We start from the raw sequence: 11,979 nt of genomic DNA, 5'->3' as shown, positions 1-11,979 counted from the left end.
TATAGATATTAATAATATTTGTGGATGTACTGATTTAGAAGCTTGTAATTATAATTCTAATGCAACTGATGATGATGGTTCATGTAATTATGGTTTAGAATGTCTTATTTCTCCTTGTTCTNNATCAGAAAATCCTGGAGTTGATGGCGCTTATTGTATGGATGATTACTGTGAAGGTTGTTGTGCTATTTGGTATAATTCTGATGGANCTATTATATNTAATTCATGTGATNATNTAAATTCNAATTCTATGATNGGCTTATGGTATGATTTTGATGCTGATCAATATATTGAAATAACAGAAAATGNAATTGGNTTTTACACTTNTTTAGATGATNCNAATTTTAATTGTTGGTANTATTGGNCTATGGANTANANAAATTTAGGNNTATCACCAATTACTGGTCTTGANATGATTGAGTTTATTGATGAGGAAGATGGNCCNANTCAACTTNNNGTAAATATTTTAGATAATGGNAATTTACAANTTGGTGATNATCAAGGTGATGGTATTGAATTATCACCAATTAATGAGTTGCCTGAATTAGAAATNTGTCCTCAAACTCCAAATTCAGAGGGATGTGAAGATGTTCTTGGACAATGGACCTATTTAAACTATGCATATATTATTATTGATGATGAAGGAGCTAAGTTTATGATTCCNTCTGATGAAAGTGATGTGTTTTGTTATGATTCATTTGAATTATCATATTCTCANCTTAATGATTCTGANACNTGTCAATTATTTATTGATGGTGGTGGTATNGCTTTTGATTTTGCACAAATTTCATTAAATGAGGATGGCACTCTTTCTCTTGAATCTGCAATTGCAGATGACTTCCCTGANTTATGGGANCCAGATNATTCTGANTTAAGTTCTTTAGAGTATTGTGTATTTGGTTGTGTAGACATGTCAGCATGTAACTTTGATCCATTTGCTAACTCTGATAATGNTACCTGTGGTNTTGTTGATGATTGTGGAGATTGCCAAATTCCTTACTGTTTGTATGATGGTGGATATGTAGATTATGTTGAGCCAGGAGATTGTGAAGGTNTTTGGATTGGTAATANTTGTGAAAANAATNATTATTGTTTGTCAGGATCAGAAGATATATTATGGAACTCTGGTTGTAGTATTGGTTTAGAGGAGANTAAATCTAATTTAAATTCTATTATTAANTTAAATATGCNTGGACAAANTATTNANTACAATGANTCTGGTTTTCNATTNATTATCCANGATAATGGAGTNGTAGAAAAAANATATTTATTAAATAATGAGTAGTGGNGAATATACTAAATGGATAGGNGGGGTTGCTGGNTTTATGTATGGTGGTTTTTTAGGCGCTTTAATTGGTTACCATCTTGGTAAGAGAATTGGTAGAAATTTTGGNCCTAAACAAAAGATGTTTGAAATGTCTTTTGAAATGTCACTTCTTGTTTTAGCAACATTAGTNATTAGAGCTGATGGNANAATAAAAAAAGAAGAATTAGATTGTGTTCGATTATTNTTTGTNCAANCTTTTGGAAAAGCTAAATCTGATATTTATTTTAAAGTTTTTAATGANATTAAACAAAAACCTTTTCCATCATTAAGATCAATATGTNTAGAAATTAATCAAAATGTAAATCATAAATCAAGATTGCAAATTCTTCACTTCTTNTTTTCTCTNGCNCATAGTGATGGCAATGNTGACACAAANGAACTTGATATNATACAAAAANTAGCAAAGTACTTNTGGATTAACCAACATGANTTCAAATCTATTGAAGCTATGTTTTTAAATAAAAATAATTTAGAAAATGCATATTCAATTTTAGGTGTTACTAAAAACGCTTCCGATGATGAAATTAAAAAATCATATAGAAAGATTATAAAAAAATATCATCCTGATAAGCTCATTGATGTTAGTGAAGATGTTATAAAAATGGCAAAAGATAAGTTTCAGTCAGTNCAGGATGCCTATGAAAAAATTAAATTAAAGAGGGGTTTTTAGTNATTTAAGAGCTCTAAACTTGTNTTAAGTATATGNAGTCCNTTTTGCCTGTCNGTAGCTAAAATTAGGCCAGANTGAAGATANGGATATNCNCCCCAACATCCAAAAGACCCATTACCCTCAAATTGAGTAGACGTGTCATAATACCCAACTTCTATTAAATTGTTTGGGTCTGATGCATCAATAATAGTTATACCATCTGTATAGTAAGAGTTTATTAAATAATTATTTAACACATGAGTATTGTGTGGAATGACATCTGTAAATCCACTCCATGATTGTATTTCATCTTGCATTTCAATATTGTAGATATCACTAACATCATATGATCTTATATATGCNCCTGAATATTCNTGAGTAGTAAATAAAGTNTTTCCATCATTAGAAATCCAACAGTTGTGAGTCATTCCACCAGGAGTAGGTTGTGATGATATAATTGTAGGTGAAGATTTATCTGAAACATCATATATAAAAAATTCTCCCATTGATGTAGATGCACCCCANATTGTATCGCCTCTAACCATTCCATCGTGAAGGTAAAATAAATCATTTATTCCCTCATATGTTGGATTAATTGGGTCATTATTCAAATTTAGTATGATAACACCATTGGCATTACCACCAAATGCGTATAAATAACCATTTTCATCAATATATATATTATGAACTTTTTCAAAAAAATCTGTTGAAGTATAATATGTATTACCTGTTATATCATCTAGGTCTACAATAAGTAAACCATCGTTACATCCATCACAAATTACATATGCATAATTTTCCCAAGTTTTTATATCTCGCCAAATTGTATTATCACCTTCAATAAAATATAATTGAATAGGGTTTTCAGGAGTTGTAATATCTACTACAGAAAAACCTTCGTTAGTACCAACTAATGCATATTCATTACCATCGCTATCTGAATATCCCCAAATATCATTAATAACTTCCTCATAATCGTAAATTGCAATCAGCTCCATATTTAAACTTTGTTCAGGATATAAACAGGAATTATCATCTGTGTTAGCTGTTGAATTGTAATTTAAAGCAATTGGATCTGTGCAACCATAAATTAGATCAAATGGTATGCACAATTCAAAGGATTGTATTTCTAATCCACAGCTTGAGCAACCATCAAGATCTTCATTAGAGTATATTAGACCACCAATATTTAAATTATTTCCTTGCCACCCATCTCCATAACTATCACTAGTTAAAATAGTGTAACATCCTTCATTTAGACAGAATATTCCATCTTCAGGTGCTCCACCTGAATAAATGATTTCACCTACACTATCTTGTATTTCCCAATACACTTCTGTTTGCCAAGTTCCTCCATTACAAGAGTAATTATACTCAACACATTCGTTATTGCAGTTGTAATTAAACTCAATAGAGGAATTTAGTTTTATTTGATATCCTTTTCCTGGCTTAAGTTCTTGTATTGTATTTAAAGAAAAGAAAGGCCAGTAAATATTACCTTCATCATCTTTTAAAATTATAAGCTCTAGTATGTTAGAAAAATGACTTTCTAATTCAGATGAAACATTATCTAAGTAACCTAATAAATTCCAACCCGAATCAAGATTTATTACACTATTACATTCTCCTATGGTTCCATTAATTGTTAAGTTATTAGGATTTTGCATTTTTATTAAATATGCATCTCCAAGCTGTATTTGACCAATAGAATTTAAGTTAAATTCTGGCCAAAACGCATTTCCATTTTCATCTTTGATGATAATTACATCGTCTATAATACTAGCGAAAATATCTTCTAAATTATTATCTTCTGGAAGAATATAGGTTGAAAATATTGACCATCCTTCTTCTAACTCTATTTCTTGAGTATTATTTTGACTAATTAATAATATAGGAAATAAAAAAAAATAGAATGTTAATTTTTTGAGCATATTATAAAGTTACAAAAATCATTCTAACTATATTTGTATAATTTTTATGAAAAAAAACTTTACATTTTCTTACCACGAGATTACTAATTTGAATGAGGTTTCAGATTTAGATAAAGATTTAATGTATCAAGCTAGTGAAGCCATGAAAAATTCATATTCTTCATATTCAAATTTTAGTGTAGGTGCTGCATTGATTTTAGAAAATAATCAAATTGTTATAGGTTCAAATCAGGAAAATGCCTCTTTTCCTTGTGGTATATGTGCTGAGCGTGTTGCAATTTTTTCTGCTAGTGCTAATTTTCCTAATATTAGAGTTAAAAAAATTGCCATAACAGCTAATTCACATAATTTTGAGATACAAGAACCAGTAGGACCTTGTGGTGCATGTCGTCAAGTTTTACTTGAATATGAAGAAAAACAAAATAGTAATATTGAGATCTTACTATTTGATTGTAAAAAAATTATTAAGATTGCAAGTGCTAAAGATTTATTACCCTTGTATTTTCAAGAAAATCAATTAAAATCAATTAAAAAATGAAAAAATTATTATTTATTACTTCTATACTATTTATGTTTAATGCATTATCACAAAATGACTATGTTAACCAGGTATTATTCCTCAATGAAGGATACTTAGATTTTTCAACTGATGAAATAATTGAACCAGTCACTGTGGGTGTATATTCAATTTCATCAGATGACCCTATTTATACAGAAGTAATTGAAATTACTGGTGCAAAATTTGCATCCGATTTAATTATCAATGATGATTTTTTCTATGTTGCTGCTGACAACAGAATCTTAAAATATCATCTTGACACATATGAGCTAATAACCTCTCAAGATGTGAGTGGGGCTAGAAAATTAGCTATATATGATAATTATTTATTTGTATCTAAAGGCGATTATGATAATGCTACCTTTGGTCCAGTAATTTTTGACTCATATTTAGATGTATATGATCTTGATTTAAATTATCAATTTAACTTTGAATCAGATAATGGACCACAATGGTCCACCGAAAACATCCTTATTAATGAAGATAAACTTTATGTTTTGATAAATAATGCATATGAATGGGGTAATTATCAAGGAATTATTGGCCAAGTAGACTTAACTACACTAAGTTATGAGTCCGAAATTGATTTAGGACCGGACGCAAAAAATCCAATAAATTTGATGTTTAAAGACGACATACTTTATACACTAAATAACAAAAATTGGGACGGCACTTCAATTTCACATGTTACTTTAGATGGTGTATCTACCACAATAGTTTTATCTGATGTAAGTGCTGGTTGCGGAGTATCTATAATTCGAGATGAAAAATTGAATTATCAAATATCTGGAGATACTGAGATGGGAATTTTTGATCTTGGAACAGGATCATTTGGTGTAGAAGAGAATTTAAATATGAATTATTATTCTGTTTCAGAAAATCCTATAAATGGTAATTTATTTGCTGCTACAGCAGATTTTGTAACAAATAGCCAGGTTTATATTTATGATTCTAATAATACAGAGATTACTAATTTTACTTCTGGTGTTACAACAAACAAAATAGTTTTTGATGTTAGAAATGAAAACGCTTCATCATTAAATGAAAATACTAACTTATTTAATAATTCAAGAAAAATTGATATTCTTGGACGTTCTATTAAAAATATAGATGGTTTAGTTATTGAATTTGATGTAAACGGTGCTTGTAATAAGAAAATGATACTAAATAAATAAAAATATTTATATGAAAAATTCACCAAACATAATTGGATTGTATGTTATAATTACTGCATCTATAGTATCTATATTTTATTTTGCTAAACCAATTGAACCTAAAACTAATTATATGAAAAATCAATTTTTATCTACTGGAATTAACCTAGATTTTATGGACACAACTATTTCTCCTAAGAATGATTTTTATCGTTATGTTAATGGAGTTTGGCTTGATTCAGCAAAAATTCCATCAGATCAAAGTGTTTGGGGTAGTTTTTATCAATTAGATAAAGAAACTAATAAAGATGTGTTAGCAATAATGGAGTCAGCACTAAATGATAAGGAAGTTTTAAGAACAAGTGATCAGGGTAAGGCTGTTTCAATGTATGAATGTTTTATGGATTTAGAACATAGAAATAAATTAGGTATCAATCCAATTTTACCATACTTAAAAAAAGTTAATTTAATTACTAGTATTACCTCTTTACAAGAATATATGGAAGAAACATCGAAATATGGTGGTGGCTCAGATTTCTTAGGCNTATACGTGAGTACTGATAAGAAAAACAGTATGAAACATTCTGCATATTTGTATGGAGGTANTTTAGGTCTCCCAGATAGAGATTATTATCTACTAGAGAGTTTTTCAGATATTAGAGATAAATATTTATTACATGTTTCAAGAATGTTTAAATTTTTAGGTTATCAAGACAATATCTGTGAAGAATATGCCAAAATAATTTTGGAATTTGAAACTAAAATTGCTTCAAGTAAAATGGATAAAGTTGAAAGAAGAGACCCTTCAAAAACATACAATCCAAGGTCTATTTCAGAAATTAAAGCAATGTTGCCAATGTTTGATTGGGATAAATATTTATATAATATTGGAATTAAGCCAGATACCATTATAGTATCTGATTTAAATTACTTCAAAACACTTGGTCAAATTCTAGATGCTAACAATATTTCTGAATGGCAAATATATTTTAAATGGGGGATTTTAAATAGCTCAGCTAGTATGCTTACTGAAGAGATAGAAATAGCTAACTGGGAGTTTTATTCAAAAACCCTAAGAGGTGCACAAAAACAAAAACCTAGAAATGAACGTGCAATATCATCCCTTAATTGGTCAATTGGTCAGGCAATTGGAAAATTATATGTTGCTAAAAAGTTCCCACCAGAAGCTAAAGCCAATGCTCAAGAAATGATTGACAATATTATTGAAGCTTTCAAAGCTAGAATTCAAAATTTAACTTGGATGAACGATGATACAAAGATAAAGGCAATAGATAAGTTAGAGAAGATAACAGTCAAAATAGGTTATCCAGATGAATGGAAAGATTACTCAGGATTAGATATTATTCCACTTAGTGAGGGAGGCACATATTTTAATAATAGAATGAATCAGTCTTTTTGGTCAAGAAAAGAAAATTTAGACAAGCTTAATAAGGAGGTGAATAAAGAGGAATGGTATATGTCACCACAAATTGTAAATGCTTATTATAGTCCTTCTAACAATGAGATTGTTTTTCCCGCAGGTATTTTACAACCACCTTTTTATGATTTTCAAGCTGATCCAGCTGTTAATTATGGTGGTATTGGTGCTGTTATTGGTCATGAAATTTCTCATGCCTTTGATGATTCTGGTGCTGATTATGATGGTGATGGCAATTTAGTTAAATGGTGGTCTGATGAAGATTTTGAAAAATTTAATGCCCTAGGCGATTCATTAGCTGCACAATATGGTAAAATTGAAGTGCTTCCTAATTTATTTATTAACGGAAAATTTACATTAGGTGAGAATATTGGTGATTTAGGAGGTGTTAATTCTGCTTACGATGGATTGCAATTGTTTCTAGATAAAAATGATACAATTCCTGATATTGATGGTTTTACTCAAAATCAAAGATTTTTCATTTCTTGGGCAACCATTTGGAGAATTAAAATGAGAGAAGAAGCATTAAGGACTAGAATTATGACAGACCCACATTCTCCAGGTATGTACCGAGGCTATGTCCCATTACAAAATGTAGAAGCTTTTTATCAAGCTTTTGACATAAATGAAGGAAATAAAATGTACTTAAAACCTAATGAAAGAGTAGAAATTTGGTAATGAAAACATTTATTAAGGACTTTCCTAATCATATTGAAAATGCAATTAAAATTGCTGATAAATCAGTAAGTAAATTCACCTTAAATGATATTTCTAATGTTATTATTAGTGGTCAGGGTGGATCTGGTATTGCTGGATGTATAGTTAGAAATATTTTTTATAATAAAATTTCAATACCTATAATTATTAATCAAGATTATAAAATCCCAAAATTTGCCGATGATAAAACTTTATTTATATCATCTTCATACTCTGGAAATACAGAAGAAACAATCAATGCATTTCATGCTGCTTCTAAAAAAAAATGTCAAATAATATGCATATGTTCTGATGGAGAACTTTTATCATTAGCAAAAGAACATAATTATAATTACATTACTATACCTAGAGGAGGTGCTCCTAGGGCTATGCTTGCTTATTCATTGACTCAATTATTATTTGTATTAGAATCATTACATTCTGGATCTACTGGCATTAATGATCTAAAAATTGAGATGAAAAGTATTTCAAGATTACTTCTAAAGAAACAAAAAGAAATTATGAAGATTGCAAAGTCTATTTCTAGTAAAATTGGTAAAAAGATGCCATTTATATATACATATCCTGAATTAGAGGGTCTAGCTGTTCGATTTAAACAACAGCTAAATGAAAACTCAAAGAGACATGCTTTTTATAATATAATACCTGAAATGAATCATAATGAGATTGTTGGGTGGTCTAGAAACAGTTTATGTTCAATTCCTATTTTTATTAATGGTCAATCTAGTAAAGAAAATAAAAATCGTCTTGATATTACAATAAATCAAATAAGTCCAAAAGTAGAAGATTTGATTGTAATTGACTATGATACTAGCTCACACATTGAAGAGTATTTTTATTTTTTGCACCTTGTTGATTGGGTTTCATTTTTTATTGCAGAAAATGACGGTGTTGACCCAAATGAAATTGATGCAATTCATTTCTTTAAAAAAGAACTTAAAAAATTATAGATATGAAAAATATACAAGATTGGTTTAGTGAATATGGCGAAAGTCATCAAAATAAAACAAATAAATTAATTCACTGGATTTGTATACCATTAATTTTTTGGAGTATTATTGCTCTACTTTCATTAATTCCAGATACATTGCTAAATGTATTTAATAATCCTTTTATTAATGATTTGATACATTGGGGTACTTTCGTAATATTCCTAGGACTTCTTTTTTACTTAAGATTATCAATNTCGATTTTTTTAGGTATGTTGGTGTTTTCANTACTTGTATTATTAGATGTTTATTTAACGGTTTATTTATTTGATGCACACAAGTATTGGGGATTATTTAAATCCTNAGAAATGGATGGCGATTTATTTTTGTTGATTCTTTCTATTATTGTATTTATTGGTTCATGGATTTTACAATTTATTGGACATAAAATCGAGGGAAAAAAACCATCTTTTTTAAAGGATATACAATTCTTACTTATAGGTCCAGCTTGGTTGTTGGGTTTTATTTATAAAAAAAATAATATTAAACTTTAACATATGTATAAAAAAATATTTCTCATAATCTTTTTTTCATCTTTTATTTTATCTGCTCAACCAGGAAGACAATATGGAAAACAACAAAGTAAAGAAAATATAATTTATGGTAAGGTTGAGGGTTTTGTTAAGGATAAAAAGAATAAATCAGATCTTAATTATGCCAATATCACTCTTTTAAAACAAAATGAAATTGTTAATGGTACAATTACTAATGAAAAAGGTTTTTTTGTGTTTTCTGAATTAGAACCTGCAGAATATGTTATACAAGTAAGTTATACTGGCTATGAGTCCCAAAATATTCCATTTGAAATAACAAATAAAAAACTTAACAAAAAATTAAAAAACATATTACTTAACGAGAATAAATCTATTTTGGATAATATAGACTTAACAGATCAAGCTCCCATATATGAAAATAAAATTGAAAAAATTGTATACAATGTAGGAAATGATTTGTCATCTACAGCCACTGATGGAATAGATGTTCTTCGTAATGCTCCTCTTGTTTCAGTTGATATTGAAGATAATGTTTCTATTAGAGGTTCTGAGAATATTAAATTTTTATTAAATGGTAAAACATCTTCTTTTCTAAACTCAACTAATATTACAGATATTCTTCAATCTATACCTGCTGAAGAAATAAAATCAATCGAAGTAATTACAAGTCCTGGGGCAAAATACGATGCTGAAGGTGATGCAGGTATAATTAATATAGTTACTAATAAAAAAAATATTGATGGTTTTAATGCGGGAATTAATACTAACACTGGTACACGAGTTAATAGATCATCCTTTAATTTAAATGCTGGAAAAAATAGGTTTGGGGTTAGTGCTAGTGGTGGAGCTAGATATGGATGGCCTAGAAAAGGCGAAACTACGGAAAGTAATATAATATATAATGAATTTGATGAAGTGATCTCTAATCAACTGAAAACTGGCGATTTTGTAGGTAACTGGGTAGGTTTTAGGGGATCTATTGATATCTACTACGATATTAATACCTACAATAGTATAACAACTAATTTTCAAACTAGTGGTCAAAATAAATTTAATGATTATATGCAANATGTAATTTATAATGATATNCAGACAATTAATGAATTTATAGTTTCTGATTCATCAAATAACAAGGATTCTGAATTTGAATGGACAATCAACTATATTAAAACTTTTGAAGATCAACCTGGTCGAGAAATCATGACTAGTTTCCAATATGGAACTCATATTCATGATGATGCTAAAGAGATTAGTCAAGAAAATTATGATGATATTAATATTGAAAACTCAATGTATGGAAATGGATATGAAATAACTGGTCAAGTTGATTATATTCATCCATTGAATAATGATAATAAATTAGAAGTTGGTATAAAACATATTGGTCGGTATACAACTAATGACTATGAAACAAATATCGATAACACTGAATTGATTAGCTGGTTACCAGAAGATGCTCTAAATAATGTATTTCAATACAATCAATTAGTTTCAGCTGCTTATGTTTCTGGAAATTTTAATTTAAAAAATGATTGGGGAATTCTATCGGGTTTAAGGTATGAAATGACTAATATTTTTGGAGATTATAAAGTAGTTTATGATTCTTTTGATAACTCTTATAATAATATAGTTCCGAGTATGACATTATCAAAAAAACTTAATATGTTTAAGACTATTAAATTGTCCTATACTAATAGATTAAGAAGACCTGATATACATAAAATCAATACGAATACTGAAATAAGTGATTTAAATAATATTAGTAGAGGTAACCCACTTTTATCACCATCAAAATCACACCAAATTGAATTAGGTTACACAAGCTTTAAACCTGGACTAATGACTAGTTTTTTTCTATATTATAAAGCAAAGTTTGATGTTGTGGAAGCTTATACAACGTTAATTGATAATACAAATATATTTGAAACTAATTATTTAAATACAGGTGATAATCATTCTCTAGGATTTAATTTTTATGGTTCTACAACTTTAAAAAACATTTTAACTTTAAGAGGATCTTTTGATTTATATACTTATAATATGAATACAACTATAAATAACGTAGATGTATTTAGAGAGAGTATTAATTATAAATATAGTTTTAATGCCAATATAAAACTTGGTAATGGTTATAACGTAGAAAGTAGAGCTTTTTTCAGATCTCCTAGACAAACAGTTCAGGGTGAAAGACCAAGTTTCTCTATGCTTTCTTTTGGATTTAAAAAGACATTTAATAATAAAAGAGGTTCTTTGGGTATAGGAGTAATAGAACCTTTTTCAAAATATAAGGAATTTAATACAGATATAACTGGTAACAATAATAATGGAGATAGTTATGCTTATACTCGTGATTATCAAATTTTATTTAGATCCTTTAATATATCTTTGAAGTATAAATTTGGTAAAGTAGATTTTGATCCAATAAAGAAAAAAGCCAAGTTGATAAATGATGATCAAATGGAAGACAATAGTGGTGACTACTGATTTATTTTAAATGGTTTGTGATTTTTGATGATAGAGGATTGATATCCGATAAAAAATGATTAATAAATTCGCCATTTAATCCAATTAAATACTTGTTAAAGTTCCATGAAACAGAACTGCCCTTTATTCCATTTAACTTTTTATCAGTCAGCCATTTATACAGCTCATGTTGATTTTTCCCTTTAACGTTTAATTTTTCAGATATCTGAAAATTTACACCATAGTTTTTTGTGCAAA

9 protein-coding genes are annotated in these 11,979 nt (G+C 28.4%); 7 read left to right on the top strand and 2 right to left on the bottom strand.

The genetic code is table 11. The features are described from left to right. The first annotated feature begins 1,277 nt into the window (after nucleotides 1-1,277). Complete coding sequence (locus tag CBD51_005425; GenBank protein RPG58300.1) at nucleotides 1,278-1,997, top strand: molecular chaperone DjiA; 720 nt, start codon at nucleotides 1,278-1,280, stop codon at nucleotides 1,995-1,997. Here CBD51_005425 and CBD51_005420 read toward each other — a convergent pair. Beyond that, a complete protein-coding gene (locus CBD51_005420) occupies nucleotides 1,994-3,907 on the bottom strand; it encodes a choice-of-anchor B family protein (GenBank protein RPG58299.1) in 1,914 nt (637 codons plus the stop codon). The two genes, CBD51_005425 and CBD51_005420, sit on opposite strands and share 4 nt — an antisense overlap. Before the next feature lie 46 nt (nucleotides 3,908-3,953). On the opposite strand from CBD51_005420, the gene cdd reads away from it, so the two are divergent. The 6 genes from cdd to CBD51_005390 all read left to right on the top strand — a co-directional run bounded on the left by cdd (nucleotide 3,954) and on the right by CBD51_005390 (nucleotide 11,742). Beyond that, the gene (gene cdd / locus CBD51_005415) at nucleotides 3,954-4,445 is read left to right on the top strand and encodes a cytidine deaminase (protein ID RPG58298.1); all 492 of its coding nucleotides are present in this window, start codon (nucleotides 3,954-3,956) and stop codon (nucleotides 4,443-4,445) included. Further along, nucleotides 4,442-5,641, top strand: coding sequence for a hypothetical protein (locus CBD51_005410; protein ID RPG58297.1), 1,200 nt, complete (start codon nucleotides 4,442-4,444; stop codon nucleotides 5,639-5,641). Before cdd ends, CBD51_005410 begins: the two co-directional genes overlap by 4 nt. A 10-nt stretch (nucleotides 5,642-5,651) precedes the next feature. Next, on the top strand, nucleotides 5,652-7,736 hold the full coding sequence (locus CBD51_005405) for a M13 family peptidase (GenBank protein RPG58296.1): 2,085 nt from the start codon (nucleotides 5,652-5,654) through the stop codon (nucleotides 7,734-7,736). Next, nucleotides 7,736-8,725 carry a bifunctional phosphoglucose/phosphomannose isomerase gene (locus tag CBD51_005400; GenBank protein ID RPG58295.1) on the top strand — a complete coding sequence of 330 codons (990 nt, stop codon included), beginning with the start codon at nucleotides 7,736-7,738 and terminating at the stop codon, nucleotides 8,723-8,725. Before CBD51_005405 ends, CBD51_005400 begins: the two co-directional genes overlap by 1 nt. 2 nt (nucleotides 8,726-8,727) lie before the next feature. After that, entirely contained in the window at nucleotides 8,728-9,258 is a 531-nt protein-coding gene (locus tag CBD51_005395) for a DUF962 domain-containing protein (protein ID RPG58294.1), read from the top strand. A gap of 3 nt (nucleotides 9,259-9,261) precedes the next feature. After that, nucleotides 9,262-11,742 carry a TonB-dependent receptor gene (locus CBD51_005390; GenBank protein RPG58293.1) on the top strand — a complete coding sequence of 827 codons (2,481 nt, stop codon included), beginning with the start codon at nucleotides 9,262-9,264 and terminating at the stop codon, nucleotides 11,740-11,742. A 1-nt stretch (nucleotide 11,743) separates the two neighbouring features. Here the strand turns inward: CBD51_005390 and CBD51_005385 are convergent. Continuing rightward, nucleotides 11,744-11,979 (bottom strand): glutathione peroxidase (locus tag CBD51_005385; GenBank protein ID RPG58292.1); only part of this gene is annotated, 236 nt, incomplete at its 5' end.

It is taken from the genome of Flavobacteriales bacterium TMED191, assembly GCA_002171975.2.
Lineage (GTDB): Bacteria > Bacteroidota > Bacteroidia > Flavobacteriales > TMED113.
This window is presented reverse-complemented; position numbering and strand designations above follow the sequence as displayed.

Coding starts and splice junctions, on each gene's coding strand:
- CBD51_005400 (RPG58295.1), top strand. CDS start 7,736: ATGAAAACATTTATTAAGGACTTTCCTAATCATATTGAAAATGCAATT.
- cdd (RPG58298.1), top strand. CDS start 3,954: ATGAAAAAAAACTTTACATTTTCTTACCACGAGATTACTAATTTGAAT.
- CBD51_005410 (RPG58297.1), top strand. CDS start 4,442: ATGAAAAAATTATTATTTATTACTTCTATACTATTTATGTTTAATGCA.